The sequence below is a fragment of the Paenibacillus sp. tmac-D7 genome (assembly GCF_006519665.1).
GTDB classification, from domain to species: Bacteria; Bacillota; Bacilli; order Paenibacillales; family NBRC-103111; genus Paenibacillus_G; species Paenibacillus_G validus.
Map to the genome: position 1 here is coordinate 23,799 of NZ_VIDW01000014.1, position 16,826 is coordinate 40,624.

The window sequence follows — 16,826 nt, forward strand, 5'->3', positions numbered from 1 at the left end:
AATATATGCGTTGTGAATTTATGGGAGGTGGAATGAATGAGCGAAAAAACATGGGCCGCAGTGGCGACCGATGTCAAACATACAGAAATTCAAGAATTAGACGTACCTCATGTGGAATCCGACAGCGGGATTCTAAAGGTAGAAATCGTCGGCGTTTGCGGAACGGATGTATCCTACTACAAGAGCCTAAAAGAGCCGATGATTTTAGGACATCATGTCATCGGCCATATCGATAAAATTGGCGATAAGGCTTCCAAACGGTGGGGAGTGAAAGCAGGAGACCGTGTGGCGATGGAGGAATACATTCCATGCGGGCAATGCGAATCGTGCCGTTCCGGTTATTACCGGTTATGTCCCGAGACCAACCCGGCATTAGGCGGTATTCGATATGGTGCTGCTCCGTTGAGCGCCAAACCAGCTCTCTATGGCGGATTCAGTCAATATATGTATCTGCATCCGCAGGCCGTCATCCACAAAATCCCTGACCATGTTGCGAGCGTTGAAGCAGCCCTGACCTTACCTTTATCTAACGGATTTGAGTGGATGAGAATCATCGGCGGTGTTGGACCTGGAGACGTGGTTGTTATACAAGGGCCTGGTCAACAGGGACTTGCTTGCGCTCTGGCAGCCAAGGCAGCCGGAGCCGAAATCGTCATTGTCACTGGAAGAAACAGCAGTCAAAAACGATTGGAACTCGCTCGTGAATTAGGTGCGGATTATACGATCAATGTCTCCACAGAGGATTTGGTCCAAAGAGTAAAAGAAATAACCGCTGGAAAAATGGCCGATTTGGTCATCGACGTAACCAGCGGAGGACAGGAACCGGCGGTTTCCTCTCTAAAGGTTGCCAAGACACGGGGGACTGTTTTATTGGGAGCGTTGAAACATCAGCTTTTCAATGAATTCGATCTGGATATCATTTACAATAAAACGTTGACCGTAAAAGGAGTTCGTGGACATAGTCATAAATCCGTCCAAATGGCAGTGGAGTTTATCTCTTCTGGAAAATTTCCTCTTCGTATCATGAATTCCCATAATTATAAATTATCCGATACGGATTTAGCTTTAAGAACGGCCGGAGGAGAAGGAGAACCATCTCCGTTGTTAGTTACTGTTTCTCCGTGGTTGTAAGCTATGGAATAAGACCAGGGTATGGTTACGTTTCGGATCATAAAGATTAGCTTCTTTGCTTTCTGCCAAAGAAGCTTTTCTATTTCCGCTATGATAAACTCAGGAGTGCAGGGGTTGGTTGACACAAACTGCAAGAAAGGGAAGCGTATGAAAACAGAGCACTTATCCTTTTACATGAAATCTATTGTTTTTACACTGGCCGTCATGCTATTTATCGCGGATCAGTTGATCGCGTGGAAGGATTTACGGATTATACTGGCTCTTGTGTCGATGTTGTCGATCGTTATTTCACTTTCCTCTTGCAAACTTTCGAGCAAACTCATCTCAATAACGTTCTTGGCCGCAGGGACCTCGATGGTTTGGAATAAAGGAATTGATGTTCTTTCTTATGTGAAGCTTCACGGCGATATGCTCTATTTGCTTTCTCTGTTTGCGATTGTTCCTTTATTGTCTATACCTATCCAGGTCGCAGGATACGGAGAGGCTTTTAAACGGTTATTTGATGGAAAAATTAAATCCGTTTCTCAATTGTATCGGGCAATCACAACGTTATCCTATTTTCTTGGATCTTTCTTGAACATGGCTACTATTCCAATCGTCCACTCCAGCGTGAAATCGGTTGTGGATGCTTGGCCAATTGAAAATCGCAAACGTTTTTTAGCCTGTTGCATTATTCAAGGCTATTCTTTGCCTATTATATGGACTCCTTTTTCCGGAATTGTGGGAGTTGTTCTTCATGTGACCCAAGTTCGTTGGGCACATATTTTCCCTTTGCTTTTTGTGATCAGTTTAGTTGCGTTGGTTTTAAATTGGATCATTTTCAGTGTGATCGAAGGCAACAGACAACTGCAGGTTACCCATGATACCCATGAGGAAACGGCCGCTGCTCTATCACCTGCAGCCGCTCAGGAACACTCTTCCGTTCGTCGTATGTTACTTGAAATCACGGCTGCGATTGTCATTCTCCTATTTTTGGTGGTATACATCGATAGCATTTCGTCATTAGGCTTAGTGGTCGTCGTTACCTTGTTGACCTTTCCCTTTGCCGGGATTTGGTGCCTGCTCCGCCAAAAAGGCCCTGAGTTCTGGTATAAAGCCAAACATCACTTTAAGCATAAAATGCCTGATATGAGCGAGTCGTTCGCTGTTTTTTTAAGCGCCGGGTTCTTTGCGGAGGCACTTCGCTTTTCAGGAAACGACCGTTTGGTTAATCAACTATTTATCGAATTGCATGATTTAATTGGTATTCATTTTTTTGTATTTCTTCTCCCGCTTTTTATTTTATTTTTATCTTTTGTTGGTATGCATCCGATTGTCGTTATCAACTTATTAGCTCAGTCGATGACAGCAGACGTTCTGGGAATTTCAACCGACCAGATAGCGGTTGCCTTACTTGGCGGTGCCGTTATGACATTTTTTATGGGGCCTTTTAGCGGTACGCTCGGTTTAATGTCCTCCATGATTCAGTTAAGCCCGCTGCGTATCGCTAGTTGGAGTATAGTCTATGTTCTCGCATTTTCACTCATTTTAACAAGTGCCATTATATGGCTTTAGAATCCCCTTTTGTTTAATACTTAGAAAATAAATTTTTTGACGTTTCAATGATGGTATCTTTCATTTTCTGGTCTACCGATGAATGGAAGAGTAAGTAAATGGGTGTGGGGGGAAGCGATTTGCGAAGATTAAGTTTTACAATAGTACCGTTATTCAGCTCTTCCCGAACGATAACTTCCTGTAAAAATGCAATTCCCATACCTTTTCGAACCATCATCTTTAACCATCCGATGTTACTGATCTCGACTTCCTTATAATCTTTTAGTTGGTTTTTTTCCAGAAACTGCTCTACCATTTGCGTTGCATAAAATTCACGATTGTATACGATAATACGTTGATTGCTTAAATCGGACGGAACAACCTTTTCCAATTGTGTCAAAGGGTGATCAGGTGCGCAAACGAGAATATTTTGTTCGTTGGCAATTTTGATCATACAGATGTCAGAATAGTTTTCTTCTACCTGAATGTAACCAAATCCAACATCGGCTTCATCACAACGAATATCTTTGACGACAAGATCTGTTGGATTGATTTTAACGGGAAATTCAAAGTTTGGATAACATTCATATAAAACTTTTAGTACTTCCGGCATGATTTCTACCCCCATATGATTGGGGCAGGATATTCGCAGTTTCTTCCTCTGCACAGGTATTTCTTGCAGTTCTTCATACGCTTTTTCGATCAGCTTGAAACTTTCGTTTAAATAGGGGAAAATTTTTTCCCCGGCTTGCGTCAACTCCACCTTTCTCCCGTTGATCCGTTGAAACAACGGGGTATTCAGTTGTTGTTCGAGCTGTTGGATCCGAACACTGATGGTGGGTTGGCTAATATATAAAGCATCTGCGGCTGCAGAAAAACTCCCTTTTTCAACAATTTTTAAAAACGCCTCAATGTTCTTTAGCTGCATAGTTGTTCTTCCTTCCGTATCTCTTTTAAGCGCTTACCCGTTTCTACAGCTGTCCGCTTTCTATACAACCCGCAGTATCGGTCACTGCCGCAACTGGGTGCTGCATACTTCTCGTACTCGGTATAAAACTATCGTACCTATAGCTGTGACCCTCTGTCAATCGTTAAGGTCGATACCGGGGAAAAGGTTCTTACAAAATGATATCATTAACTAACCGGAGGATAAACCCGAGCTGCCCGGGCAGGAGTGCCCCGCGTTTTGAAGTCGTGGATACCGATTACGGGCTATTAATCGGGGCAAGGAGAACGGCGGACGATGATCATTTTTATTTCCTGATCGATCGGGATATGCAAAAGCGAGGCGAATTGGGGGCCTTCCCAGTCCGTCGAAAGGAGGCACGAGCGTTCAACCCAAAAAAGGATCCGCCGGCGGATCCTTTTTTGGAATTATTCGCTTTATGGATCGCATCAACCGATTTGATAGATGCGGGCCTCGTGCGGACGAAGCGTCACCACGGGAAGCGGCTCTTCTTCCTTAACGTCGTCGCCATAGTTGGCAAGTATCAATTGCCTGCTCCGCATTTCATAGCCCGCAGGCCAGGCAAAGGAATGCGGACGATCGGAATGATTGAGCATCACGAGCCATGTGATGTCCTCTAAGCGGCGGGTATAGACATAAAGGTGTTCATCATGCGGCGTAAGATCCTCATATTCGCCGTAAACCATCACTTCATGATGTTTTCTTAACGAGATTAATTTCTGGTAGTAGGCATAGATCGAATGAGGATCATTAACATCGCGTCGGGCATTGATTTCTTTATAATTCGGATTCACTTTAATCCAAGGCGTGCCTTTCGTAAACCCTGCGTGCTCACTGTCATCCCATTGCATCGGAGTCCGTGAATTATCCCGGCTTAACGCTTTCAAGCTTTGAAGCACCTCTGCGGGATCCCTGCCCTTGCCTACTTCCTCCGCATACTTATTTTTCATCGCAATATCGTCGTAATCCTCGATCGAAGGGAACTCTACGCCGGTCATGCCTATCTCTTCCCCTTGATAAATGTAAGGGATGCCGGGCAGCGTATGGAGCATCGTGGCGAGCAGCTTCGCCGATTCCACGCGGTACTGGCCATCATTGCCGTAGCGCGTCACTTGGCGGGTATGATCGTGATTGTTCAGAAATTGGGAATTCCAGCCTCTTCCCCAGAGACCTTCGTACCAGCGACGTTGAATGCTCTTAAAGCGCAGCATGTCCCAATCCGGCATTTCGTCGCAAACCTCGAAGTGAAACAAGGTATGCAGTTCGTGCCGGTCTTCGGCTACATACTTCAATCCTTCCTCAGGTCCTACGAAAGCGGCTTCTCCCACCGTTAAAATATCGTAGTCCTTAAACACCCGGGCATTCATTTCTTGCAGAAACGTATGCAAGCCCGGATTATTGGTCAAATACCGGATATCTTGCGGATTCTCCGCATCGGGGAAGTCTTTGGGCTTCGCCAACAGCGCAATGGCGTCTAACCGGAAGCCATCTATACCCTTGTCCAGCCAATATCTCATCATCTTATAGATTTCTTCGCGCAGCTCGGCGTTCTCCCAATTCAGATCCGGCTGCTCCACCGCAAACGAATGAAAGTAGTACTGGCCGGTTAATTCATCCCATTCCCAGGTCGACGGAGAAAAGTAAGACCGCCAGTTGTTAGGCGCCTTCCCGTTCTTGCCGTCCCTCCATATATACCAATCCCTCTTCGGGTTATGCGTCGAGGACCTGGATTCCAGGAACCACGGATGCTGATCGGAAGTATGGTTAACGACTAAGTCCATGATGAGCTTCATGCCTCTTCGGTGAACTTCTTCGAGAAGTTTCTCCCAAGCTTCCATGGTGCCGGCTTTTTCCATAATGATATTGTAGTCGGAGATATCGTATCCGTTATCTTTATCCGGCGATCCATAAACAGGATTTAACCAGATGACATCGACGCCCAGCTGTTGGATGTAGTCCAATTTATGAATGACGCCTTCCAGATCTCCATACCCGTCCCCATCCGAATCATAGAAGCTTCGCCAGTAAACTTGATAGACGACGGACTCTTTCCACCATGCTTTTTTCATCATTTTTCTCCTTTTGCAGGCATTCATTTGGCAGGAACTGCATGTTTATATTGTCCATTATAAAGAACTGTCCATTCATTTTAGAGAACTAAAATTATACTCTTTGGTGTAATTTATTGACGTTAGTGCGGCTTTTCGCTTCCCCCTACGGAAAGGCAGTCATTACAATATGATTACAGAATCGAGCATACGTTCGTGACAAGGAACACAAAAATTTTGCGGAAGCGGTCACTGAATTATTTAATTGTTATACCTATTATAGTTATGACAGGAGTGCCATTGTCTCCATTCGGATGTATCGCGATCCGGGCCGGTAAGGGATTTTAACCCGTGCAAGTCGATAATGATGAAATGCTTATTTTGCATACGGATCAAGCCGCCGTCCTGAAATTCATGCAGCGCCCGCGTAGCACTTTCACGACCGATGCCGATCATATCGGCAAAGTGTTGTTGGGTGATCTTCCAATTAATCATGTATCCTTCTTCCGTTTCAACGCCAAAATTCGTATATAAATCAAGAAGAAGATTCGCCACTCGAACACGGGCGTCCAGAAAGGCAAGGTACTCGATTTTTCTGTTCGCTTGGCGAAGGCGCTCACTGATCACATAGAACAATCTGCGCATGATTTGCGGAAAAGCATAGATGATCTCCTCGAGCTGAGGCTTTTTTATCATCCATAACGTCGTTTTTTCTATGGTTGCGGCTGAAGCAAGCCGGCGATTGTCGTGATGAAGCACCTCAAGTTCGCCAAGGGTTTCGCCTGGAAATTGGTGTGCGAGAATAATCTGCTTGTATTCATGCTCCTGGTAAATTTTTAACGCGCCTGATTTGATGATATACATCTCGTGACCTTCATCGCCTTGAAAAAAAACAACCTGCTTGCTCGCATAATTTCGTTCCGTAAACCTGGACAGCACAAAAGACTCGTCCCGGATATCGATATCTTTAAATATAGGCAAATCAAGAACAGATGAGAACAAGATGCGCCCCCCTTGCTGCAACGATCCGTAACATTTATGTAATAGGCCGAGAGAAGGGCTCGGTTACCCGTCATTATAGCATTAATCCTATGTTGTTTGTGAATGTTTAATGGCGGGAAGCATATTTTATAAAAATGAGCATGATTTAAAATCTAAGAACCATCATGATGCAAGCATTCATTAGGAGAGCTGTTTATGACATGCGACTTATATTTTTATTGCTTTCTCTGCCATAAAATCGAGCCGGTTCAAAACGCTAATAAAATTTTTAAAACGGGCTTTAACCAAATAGACGATCATCGATATCCTGTAGGCTACTGCCAAAAGCATATGTCCTCTTCAAACATAAACAGCGGAACTGCGAGATGTTAGTCGTGCCGATCCGGATTTGCAGCCGGACTAGCAGCGCATCATCATCTCATAGTTCCGCTATTGTGCATCCAGCATCTGAAATCAAGCCAAGCCCTGCCTGCGGTTCGCCGCCGTTCGTCCGCTGCAGCACCTTTTTCGCCCCGGGAATTGCTCTAAGCAAGGAGCTGAAGCCGCCGCAAACCGGCAGCACGAGAACATCGCAAAATCGATGCAGCCCTTCTCCTTGGGAAACACCGCGAACATCCCGAGGAACATCACGCCCGCCCAAGCAAAAAGAAGTACACCCCCCGCTTCGTCGAGCCGATACCGCAATTGGCGGATGAGCGGCGAGTCGCCGCGACGGCGAGCACCAACAAATCCCGGATGTATTTCATGCGGGCAATATCCACTTCTCCACCGCATACGCGATGCCGTCTTCGTGCAGCGGCTTCGTGACGAAGCGAGCCCGCTCCTTCAGTTCCTCGCAGGCGTTGCCCATCGCGATGCCCATGCCGACGGATGCGATCATTTCCAAATCGTTCAGGCCGTCGCCGAAGGCGGCCGTTTCTTCGGGGGCGATCGCCAGATGATCCATCAGCATCCGCAGGCCGATCGCTTTGTTCATGCCGCTCGGATTCAGATCGACCGCCCACGTCCGCCAGCGATGAACGTAAAAGCCGTCACGCTCCGCTCCCGTATAGAAAGACTCCTCTTCTTCCCCGCAGAAGATAATGCTCTGGTAAATTTCCGGCAGCTCGCAGCTCGCCGAATCGATTAACGTCGGCTCCATGAAGCCGATCTCCTGCTGCGCGCGCCGGAACAACGGGGCGTTCTCCCGGTTCGTATACAAACCGTTTGCCCCGTACAACAACAGCGTATGGTTTAACCGCTCCGCCTCCGTCAGCCACCCTTCCACCGTCGTCCGCGCGAACGGGGTACCGGACAACGTCTTCCCCCGATGCCCGACATGACTGCCGTTACAGGTGATCGCCCAATCGATGCCGAGCTCCTCGCGGAGCGATGCCATCTCATATTCGCTCCTTCCCGTGCATAAAGCGAGGGCGATCCCTCTTTCCTTCAACTGCTTCAGCGCCGTCCGCGTCGATTCGGGCAATTGGTCCCGATCCCGCAGCGTGCCGTCTACATCGAATGCAACTAATCGGATCATCGCTTGCGTCCACTCCACTCTCTTTATCTGGTTCGCTATTTATTATACCAGAGAGGGCCGATGCCATCTCCATAAAAACATCAACGACCGGATGATGGGCATCTACATATCGGACGAGGAACGACATCTACTCCTTCATCCTCATCAAGCGATCGTCGCCCGCCTTCGGCACGCCTCTCCCGTCCGTATTGTTCGTCAATACATACACATACCCGCCATGAACCTTCACGTCCCGGAGACGCCCTGCATGCTGCAGGACGGCATTTATCGACTTCGTCTCCGGTTCGTAGCGGAACAGCGCTTCTCCGCGCAAAGCAGCCACATAGATGGGACCGTTCCCGCCTATTGCAATTCCGGACGGGGCTATGGCTTCGCGACCTGTATGATACAAGGGCGGGAGCATCCCCTCACGCCTCTCGTCACCGATGACAAGCGGCCAACCGTAATTGGCGCCCGCTTGAATCCGATTCATTTCGTCGTGCCCTGCCGGCGAGCCCGAAGGCCCGTGCTCCGAAGCATACATCGCCCCGTCTGACGTCCACGCAATCCCCTGCGAATTGCGATGTCCGTACGAGTACACATACGATTCGGGAAAAGGGTTATCTTTCGGAACTTGACCGTCCGGCGTCATCCGTAATATTTTTCCGGCCAAGCTGCTGAGGTCCTGCGCCAAATCAGGTACATTCGAATCTCCCGTCGTCACGTACAGCTGCTTGTCCGGACCGAGAGCCAATCTTCCCCCGTTGTGGTTGAGCGAGCCCGGGATACGCTCCAGCAGCGCTTGCTGCTCCGTCCAACCGCCCGCATTCTCCTTCAGAACGACGACCCGGTTCCAAACCGTCCCGTTATCCTTGTAAGTATGATAGGCGAAGGCCAGTTTACTCACGGTGAAGTCTGGGGCGAGCACGAAGCCGAGAAAACCGCCCTCTCCTTCCGAAAGAAGCGGCTTCCGGAGACGCACCTCTTGCCGCTTGACCGACGTTCCCTCGATCTTCGCGATCGTTCCTTCCCGCTCGCTGACATACATCGTACTCCCCTGAAAATCGAGCGCCCAAGGCGTCCGCAGCCCTTCAGCCAACACCTCGACCGAAGCGTTCTTCCCGCTCTCCCGCTCGGCCGATTCCGGCGTTTCCTTGTTTGCCGGTGTATCCGGAGGCTTGATCTTCCCTTGTGAACAAGCCGTCAACGATAACGTAAATGTCAGCGAGAGCACCAGCAAGACGATCTCAAATTTGGACTTCACGCAATCCCCTCCTTCACGCAATTCCTTTTAATGGGTAAAATCGCAAAAAAGATCGCGCGCGTATCGCCCCATAGAGCGAACGCTGCTGCGATCTTTCTTCTCCTGTCTTGGCCGCAGCCTATTTCCGCGATAACAGGCATTCGTTCTTCTACGATTGCAAATTTTGCATCGCGGCATCAACCAGGGCGTCGAACAGCTCATCGTCTTCTTCCAGCCGCGATTCCACGACATAGATGTCTTCTTCCTTGCCCGAGCTTGCGGTAAAGCTTAAGCTGTAGGACCAATCGCGAGCGTTCTTGCTCTGGAGCGTCAGCTCGTAAGCGGATTGCTGTCCGGTCACCCCGAACACGACGCGTCCCAAATAACCGTCTTCCTTGGAATGCGTCATTGACGCTTCCGTAATATTCACTTCCATATCCATTCCCCTTTCTTCGTCGCGGCAAGCTCGCGCTCAGCTGTATGTTAGTGGTAAGTTCCGCCGGGATGCGCGAATTTATACCCGACCCCGTGCACATTGATAATATATCGAGGATTCGAAGGGTCCGGTTCGATCTTCTTGCGCAGGTTGCTGACATGTACGATAATCGTACGGGTGTCGTTGAAGCATTCCTGCCCCCAAATCTCGCGGAAGAGGTGCTCATGCGTGAACGTCTGCTCCGGCCGCGAAGCAAGATAATGCAGCAAGTCGAATTCCTTGCGGGAAAGCTGCACGTCTTGACCGTTTACCTTCACCACCCGGCTGGCCCGGTCGATGCGGATAGACCCGAACGCCAGTTTGGCCGAAGCCGATTCAGCCGTTTCGCCGCCCGTCATGAACGGTCTGCGCAGATGCGCGCGCACCCTGGCAATCAGCTCGTTAGGGGAGAAGGGCTTCGTTATATAATCGTCGCCGCCCAAGTTAAGCGCATGGATTTTGTCGGACTCTTCTTTCTTGCAGCTCAGAAACAGGATCGGAACCGACGATACCGCCCGCAGCTCCCGGCATATCTCGAAGCCGTCTTTTCCCGGCAGCAGTACGTCTAGAATGGCCAGATCCGGCTGCTCGGCTTCAGCCAACAGGACCGCATCCGTTCCATTACCCGCCCAAACGACGTCGTAGTCGTTCTTCTCCAAATAAAGACGGATTACATCCCGAATTTCGGGGTCATCTTCGACAATCATAATTTTTTGAGCCGACATGCCATCACCGTCCGAAACATAATCCCAAAGTCCCGCTGTTACTGTTTAGAATAGGCAAATAATGGCTGGCGGTCAAGCCTTTTCTGCCGGAAGCGAGAAGCAGATGATCGTACCTTGCCCCTTGGCTGTGTGCTCGATCCAAATACGCCCTCCGTGAACCTCGACGATCTCCCTGGCGATAGACAACCCGAGACCCTTGCCCCCCGTAACGGAATTGCGCGACTTGTTGCTCGTATAGAACCGGTCGAACACATACGGTAGATCGTCTTCGCCAATTCCTTCGCCCGTATCGAGGACGCGAACCTTCATTTCTGCACCGTTATCGATCATATCGACTTGGATCATGCCGCCGGACGGCGTAAATTTAATTGCGTTCGCCACCAGATTGCCGAACACCTGATGCAAGCGCTCCACGTCGACGTTTACAGTGGAAAATGTCCCCGCTTGCGCCGCCTCTCCGCGTATCGACAGCGTATAATGAATATCCGCGTTCCTCGCGTCCAGCTCATAGCGCTGGTACAGCCTCTCGATCAGACGTTCGGTCGTGAGCGGCTGCTTCTTGAATTCGACCTGCCTCGCCTCCAGCTGCGATAGCTGGAATAAATCTTCGATTAACCGGTCCATCCCGATCACTTTGCTGTGAATGATGCGCAAGTACCGTTCCCGCTGCTCCTCCGTATCGACCAGCCCGTCCAGGATCGCCTCCAGGTATCCTTGAATCGTCGTCAGCGGCGTGCCCAAATCGTGGGAAATGTTACTGATCAGATGACTGCGTGACGTCACCATCCGCGACAGCTCGCCATTCGTCAGAACCAACGCCTCGTAAGCCTGCTCTAAATCGCCGGTACGCTCCTTAATTTTCTCATAAAGCCCGCTGTTCATCTCCGTTAGCGCTGCGGACAGCTTCTCTTCGTTGACGTAAGCGCGTGAGAGCTTCATGGACAACAGCAACGACTGGGAGAAAATGAACACCAGCAGGCCAAACGCAGACATGCGTTCCGTCGTCTTCACCCACTCATGCGCGTACATCATATCGTTAATAATTGCAGCCGCCAGAATGAAGCAGGAGAACAGCAGGAGGCTGCCGCCTTCCCGGCGTCTTATGAACGCCAGCGTGACGGTTGACAGAATGTAGCAAATGCCGAGCACAACGAGCAATTGAAGCACCCACAACGCGCTTGTGAACAAGAACGGCGGCAGGGCGAGCAGCACGCCAGAATAAGCCAGCAGCGCGACGCAGAAGACCATGTTGACGGTCCGCGAGCTTTCCGAAGGATACAGGTTGGCGAAGAAGAGGATGAAGACCGGCAAGGACAGCGCCGCTGTCATATATTCGAGCACCAGCTCGAGCTCCCAGCTGAAGCCGGGGAACAGCTTGGTCATCACAATTTCGCCGAGCAGCATCATCCGCAGACTGAACAATAAACAGAAGATGCCGAAATATAGCGTGGACAGCTCTTTCGTCCGAACGGCGAACAGCCCCAGATGATACAGCCCCATGATGAGCAGGCTGCCGATCAGCAGCGTGTCGAAGCCGGCGGACAACTCCTTTTCCCGGCTCACCGACTGGAAGAGACCTAACTTGATGGGCTGGCGGATACCGCCTTTCTGGTGATCGTAGTTGGAGATTTGCACCACGATATCGAGCTCCGAGGCGAACCGGTCCGCAATCGTCAACTGCGGCACAAATTCCGGCCGGGACGTCTCTGCGTTCGTGCCGACTTGCCCGGCAGCCGCCGTCATGCGGCCGTTAATCCACAACCGGTAGGCTGTGTTGATCGTCGGTATGTCCAGCGCCAGCTCCTGCGCCTGCTCGGGTTCGGGCAGCAGGACGCGGAGGCGGTACGTGGCGTAACCTTCACCTTCGATCGAGCGGCCGCCCACAACCGTCCCGTTCCACGAACCGGGTACAGCGACATGAGTCAAGCTTGACCGCTCGCCGTCTTCAGAAGGGCTTGAGTCGTTGCTTGAGCCGGCGTGTGAGTCAGCGCTTGAGCCGGCCCGTGAGTCGGCGCTTGAATCCAGTCCTGCGCCGGGACTCGTACCCGGGCTTGTACCGGACTTCACGGCGAATTGATCCGGGTCGCGCAGCTCCTTCCAATAAAATTCCCACATCCCGTCTAAACGTACGGCTTGCCCGTCCTCCCAACGCCATTCACGAAGATCCAGCACGCCGTCCTTCGCAACCGGCGCCGAGCCGGAGAGGTTGAACAGAAGAGGGCTGAGCAAGCCCAGGCTAAGCATCAGCAGCGCGAATAGAACGAACGGCATGACACGCATATTCAAGTATCGGTTCACGGTTTTGCACCCTACTCCCGGGGATATTGAAATAGTTACGGATGCCGTCAAGGACGCCGGTCGCGAGCTTCTTCCGCGCAGCCGGATCGGATACCCGCTCGTCCTTGCTCCGCCTTACACATGGCTCGGCTGCTTCACCGTGACTGTATCCCAGTCGGTACGGTAGAAACGAATGCATAACGCCAACGCGATCAGCGTTAAGAATATATAGAGCGACAGCCACGCTCCGGTACTTCCAAGCTCCAGCGTGAAGGTCAGCACATAGGCAAGCGGGATGAACACAAGCCAATTGAGCACGAGCGACGCCCGCAGCAGGAACGTCGTATCGCCGAGTCCACGCAGCGCCCCGGCATAATAGTTCAACACCCCGTCGAACAGCTGCAAATACGCGGAGATCATCAGGAGGCGACCCGCCAACTCATAGACGGCCGGGTCGGACGCATACAGCCGGGCGATCGGCACCGCGAAGAAAAACTCGACCGTCCCCAGCACGAGCAGGAACAAACTGCCGAGCACGGCGACATCCGTACCCAACCGGCGCGCCAAGCGCGGCTGGCCACGGCCGATCTCTTGACCGACCAGGATCGTCGCCGTCGCCCCGAAAGCGAATGCCGGCATAAAGCCAAGCCCCATCACGTTCAGCGCGATCTCATTGGCCGCAAGCGCTTCGGTGCCCAGACGCGTAACGAACATGGTGAAGACGAACATCGCGAGCGACATCGCCATCTCCTGCATGCCCAGCTTTCCGCTTTCCACCAGCAGCAGCTTCGACTCGGCCCGCTCCAGCCGAATACGTCTGCGGGTCACAAACCTGCGATGCATCGGCACCAAGAACACATATGCGCTGCCGATCAGACTGAGCGCCTCTCCGATCAGAACGGCCAGCCCCGCTCCCCGAAGCCCAAGCTCCGGGAATCCCCAGTGCCCGTACGTCAACGTATAGGTAAAAAAGATCATCGAGCCGTTCGCCACAAGTGACATCACCATCGGTGTCCGCGTGTCGCCCACCCCGCGAAAAAATCCGTGCAGGACGAAGCTGACCGTAAAACACGCCACCGCAAACAACCTGAAACGCAAATAATCGGCGCCAGCCCCGACCAGCTCGGGCGAACCGCCCATCAAGCGGAGAATCGAGCCCGGCAGCAGCAGCCCGACGATAGCCGCCAGCAGAGCGACCGCCGAACCGACATATAAGGCCGTGTACGTGCGCCGTACCGCTTGATCCATTTGCCCGGCGCCGTAATTTTGCGCCACTAAATAATTGACCGAATGCCCGAAGCCCGAACATAGCGCCCAGGCGTTGTAGGCCACAATATTGGACACGCCGACCACCGCAATGACGAGCGCCCCCATGGGCCCCACCATTAATAAATTGATCGTACCGGTCACGGTACCCGACGCGAACGAAATAATGGAAGGGAGCGCCAGCCCCAGAATCACTTTCCAATGCTGCGTAAACTGCTGAAGCCAACTTTTCATATAGAAGTCCATTTCCTTTCCGTCTTCGCGTACATCTCCATTTTGCCTGAAAAACCGGAAAGGAACAAGGTCAAGTCTTACTGACGGATAAAAGACAGCGCAACGTCCAAGTCGCCGCTCTTGCCGTCTTGAAGCGCCAGATCGCTTTTTCCGTTGCCGTCGGCGTCGGCAATCCACAGCTTCGGCTCCGCGCCGGGCACTCCCCAAGGGCCGAACCCGGACAACAGCTTCCACCCTGCCTCATTCGTGCGCAAATACACCGTCCCCGTCATCGTCCGGCTATTCCAGCGGAACACATCCTCGAGCCCGTCCCCGTTATAATCGCCGAACCGCAGCTTCCCTTCCTCGTTCGGCAAGTCAAGACCGGCCCGGGCTGCCGTCCACTCGAGCTTTTGCGTATCCGGCTTAAACTCGATCCCTGCGGAAGCGCCGTCCTTAGCCGCGAACAACGTCCCGCCGCTCTCGCGTCTTGCCTGAAGCTCCGAACGCAGCTCGCTTCGCAGCTTGTAAGGCTTCAACGGCCTCATCTCGTCCTTATGGAGAAGCCAACCATACAGCTCCCGGCGCTCCTGAGTCAAACCGGCTACCAGCAGATCGCCTCCGGCAAGCGGCAGCGTGTATAAGCTATCCCAAGCGCGTGCATCGATCGTCCAACTGCCGGACGGCTCGAACCGCCCGCCGCTGGCTGCATACCACTCCAGCTTCCCGTTCGGATCGGCTTTCCAGACGCTGCACGGGCCCTTCTCGTCTCTGCCGCTGACCGCCGCCGCTGCCCCCTTCTTATAAGCCATACGTCCCCACTTCGCGGCCTGGCCCGGCTGCTCGTTCCGTACTCCCTGATACCTTCCCAACGTCACGGAGACGTCCCCATTGCGCTCATTCCAATCGATCCGGTCCACCTGCCCGTCGCCGTCCGCATCACCGAGCAGCAAGCGGGAGAGCGAACCGTCAGCAGCCGTTACATGCTGAGCCGGGGTGAAAGGCACGTAATCTTGTATGGAATAAAAAGCATACCCTTTCGCCTTCAAGCCGGCTACGAGCTTCTGCAGCACGCTGACATTTTTATCGGGGTAGCGGTATACCGGAAGCCCGTCCCGATACAGTTGATCGCCCTCTTCGTCGGTTACCGGTATCAGCGACTTGAACTCCAGGAACGGATGATAGAAGAACGAGCCAATGTTGTCCGATTTGCCAAGACGGTCCAGGATCACCCGCTCATCCTTGTTAGAAGGGATGTAATCAAAAGGCGTCGGCACGTAGGCCGCCCCCAAAGTCGATCCTTCATTTCTTCCATTCATATAAATAGCCGCAGGCGCGTTACGATGCGCTTGAACCTCGGACTGATACTGCAAGCCGAAGTACGAGCGAAACACTTCATCCTGCGCCGCTGTCGTATGATAGTGGGGCGCCTCCCAAAACTGCGGTGTAATGCCGGCATTGCGAAAAATAGCCAGCCCCTCCCGCATCCGCTCCTCGGCAAAAGCTTTCGTCTGCGTCTCCGCCACATCCGCCACGTCGAACTCGTTGCCGATACCGGATTCATGGTGCCCGTCATCCCTGCGGCTTTGTCCGACTTGATGCGTATAGCCATGCATGCCGACGATGGCTCCCGACGAAAGCGCATCCTTGACGACCTTTTGGAATGCCGCTACATACGGATGATCTGCTTGATCCAGTCTCACATCGTAAGCAGGGCCGTCCTTCGGGTAGTCGATCCATCTGGGAATTAGGGCGATATGATAGGCCACGTGCTGTTCCTGCAAATACTCAAGCACGGCCCGCAGCTTCCCGAGCTGCTCTATGGACCCGTACTGTCCTCCCGGTCCGACGTCCTCCAGACGGATCAGAACAAAGGGCGGAATGCGCGCCTCCCCTTGCACACCCGCCATATGGTAAGCGGTAAATACAGAACCTAGTAACAATATGGATACAAATAAGCGTAACCATGGCATCGTACGGAAAGTAAACACTCGGATGATAACCCCTCTCTGACTGCACCCATGCACGTAGTCGACAAGTTGCTCATATATAAACCGCTTCCACTGTTAACAATTCCTCTTTGAAACTAGTAACGCCCCAAATCTATTTCATAGATTAGATTGGTATATAGAAGCAGCCCGCAGGCATTCACCTGCGGGCATGGAATTATTTGTAAACGACCGACTAAAATCTAAAGAACTAGTCGAATCTATTATAATATAACTTTCATTCGGATGTAATCCGTCAGGAGGATAAAAAGATGGAAAACAATCTCCAATCTATAACTCAAGAATTATTGGATATTCGCCATAAATACGCCGGTATCGACGAAGGCTTTGCCGAACTCGAGCAGATGCTCGCCGCGATGGAAGAACGGATGTCGTCGCTGGAAAACCGCGTCTCCTTCTTAAGCCTGCGAGACTAAACTTCATTACAAACTTCTACCTG

Annotated in this window: 13 protein-coding genes; 3 read left to right on the forward strand and 10 right to left on the reverse strand. The window is 51.7% G+C overall.

From position 1 onward, the window contains the following. The first annotated feature begins 36 nt into the window (after positions 1 to 36). Both FKP33_RS11910 and FKP33_RS11915 read left to right on the forward strand, forming a co-directional pair. The gene (locus FKP33_RS11910; RefSeq protein WP_141335155.1) at positions 37 to 1,131 is read left to right on the forward strand and encodes a zinc-dependent alcohol dehydrogenase; all 1,095 of its coding nucleotides are present in this window, start codon (positions 37 to 39) and stop codon (positions 1,129 to 1,131) included. A 114-nt stretch (positions 1,132 to 1,245) separates the two neighbouring features. Then, positions 1,246 to 2,685, forward strand: coding sequence for a hypothetical protein (locus FKP33_RS11915; RefSeq protein WP_127609964.1), 1,440 nt, complete (start codon positions 1,246 to 1,248; stop codon positions 2,683 to 2,685). Between the two features lie 13 nt (positions 2,686 to 2,698). Here the strand turns inward: FKP33_RS11915 and FKP33_RS11920 are convergent, their stop codons facing one another. The 10 genes from FKP33_RS11920 to FKP33_RS11970 form a co-directional block, all read right to left on the reverse strand. Next, on the reverse strand, positions 2,699 to 3,592 hold the full coding sequence (locus tag FKP33_RS11920) for a LysR family transcriptional regulator (RefSeq protein ID WP_141335158.1): 894 nt from the start codon (positions 3,590 to 3,592) through the stop codon (positions 2,699 to 2,701). 467 nt (positions 3,593 to 4,059) lie between these two features. Continuing rightward, positions 4,060 to 5,700: a glycoside hydrolase family 13 protein gene (locus FKP33_RS11925; RefSeq protein ID WP_141335230.1), complete on the reverse strand. Its 1,641-nt coding sequence runs from the start codon at positions 5,698 to 5,700 to the stop codon at positions 4,060 to 4,062. 240 nt (positions 5,701 to 5,940) lie between these two features. Continuing rightward, complete coding sequence (locus FKP33_RS11930) at positions 5,941 to 6,681, reverse strand: Crp/Fnr family transcriptional regulator (RefSeq protein WP_164751967.1); 741 nt, start codon at positions 6,679 to 6,681, stop codon at positions 5,941 to 5,943. 742 nt (positions 6,682 to 7,423) lie between these two features. Next, positions 7,424 to 8,200 (reverse strand): Cof-type HAD-IIB family hydrolase, encoded by a 777-nt coding sequence (locus FKP33_RS11940; RefSeq protein WP_141335162.1) that lies wholly within the window; start codon positions 8,198 to 8,200, stop codon positions 7,424 to 7,426. Between the two features lie 127 nt (positions 8,201 to 8,327). Beyond that, positions 8,328 to 9,443: a PQQ-dependent sugar dehydrogenase gene (locus tag FKP33_RS11945; protein WP_244933042.1), complete on the reverse strand. Its 1,116-nt coding sequence runs from the start codon at positions 9,441 to 9,443 to the stop codon at positions 8,328 to 8,330. A 148-nt stretch (positions 9,444 to 9,591) separates the two neighbouring features. Continuing rightward, complete coding sequence (locus tag FKP33_RS11950) at positions 9,592 to 9,858, reverse strand: hypothetical protein (protein WP_054797558.1); 267 nt, start codon at positions 9,856 to 9,858, stop codon at positions 9,592 to 9,594. Between the two features lie 47 nt (positions 9,859 to 9,905). Then, positions 9,906 to 10,622: a response regulator transcription factor gene (locus tag FKP33_RS11955; RefSeq protein ID WP_127610394.1), complete on the reverse strand. Its 717-nt coding sequence runs from the start codon at positions 10,620 to 10,622 to the stop codon at positions 9,906 to 9,908. Between the two features lie 72 nt (positions 10,623 to 10,694). After that, positions 10,695 to 12,920, reverse strand: coding sequence for a sensor histidine kinase (locus FKP33_RS11960; protein ID WP_258313435.1), 2,226 nt, complete (start codon positions 12,918 to 12,920; stop codon positions 10,695 to 10,697). Between the two features lie 114 nt (positions 12,921 to 13,034). Beyond that, positions 13,035 to 14,399 (reverse strand): MATE family efflux transporter, encoded by a 1,365-nt coding sequence (locus FKP33_RS11965; RefSeq protein ID WP_141335164.1) that lies wholly within the window; start codon positions 14,397 to 14,399, stop codon positions 13,035 to 13,037. Positions 14,400 to 14,476: 77 nt separating this feature from the next. After that, positions 14,477 to 16,369, reverse strand: coding sequence for a DUF2334 domain-containing protein (locus FKP33_RS11970; protein WP_181410126.1), 1,893 nt, complete (start codon positions 16,367 to 16,369; stop codon positions 14,477 to 14,479). A gap of 269 nt (positions 16,370 to 16,638) precedes the next feature. Between FKP33_RS11970 and FKP33_RS27145 the strand changes: the two genes are divergently transcribed. Then, entirely contained in the window at positions 16,639 to 16,803 is a 165-nt protein-coding gene (locus tag FKP33_RS27145; protein WP_155614492.1) for a hypothetical protein, read from the forward strand. Positions 16,804 to 16,826 lie beyond the last annotated feature (23 nt).

Excerpts from the sequence above, each read along its gene's own strand:
- FKP33_RS11910 (WP_141335155.1), top strand. The coding sequence starts at position 37 with ATGAGCGAAAAAACATGGGCCGCAGTGGCGACCGATGTCAAACATACA.
- FKP33_RS11920 (WP_141335158.1), bottom strand. The coding sequence starts at position 3,592 with ATGCAGCTAAAGAACATTGAGGCGTTTTTAAAAATTGTTGAAAAAGGG.
- FKP33_RS11925 (WP_141335230.1), bottom strand. The coding sequence starts at position 5,700 with ATGAAAAAAGCATGGTGGAAAGAGTCCGTCGTCTATCAAGTTTACTGG.
- FKP33_RS11940 (WP_141335162.1), bottom strand. The coding sequence starts at position 8,200 with ATGATCCGATTAGTTGCATTCGATGTAGACGGCACGCTGCGGGATCGG.
- FKP33_RS11950 (WP_054797558.1), bottom strand. The coding sequence starts at position 9,858 with ATGGAAGTGAATATTACGGAAGCGTCAATGACGCATTCCAAGGAAGAC.
- FKP33_RS11955 (WP_127610394.1), bottom strand. The coding sequence starts at position 10,622 with ATGTCGGCTCAAAAAATTATGATTGTCGAAGATGACCCCGAAATTCGG.
- FKP33_RS11965 (WP_141335164.1), bottom strand. The coding sequence starts at position 14,399 with ATGAAAAGTTGGCTTCAGCAGTTTACGCAGCATTGGAAAGTGATTCTG.
- FKP33_RS27145 (WP_155614492.1), top strand. The coding sequence starts at position 16,639 with ATGGAAAACAATCTCCAATCTATAACTCAAGAATTATTGGATATTCGC.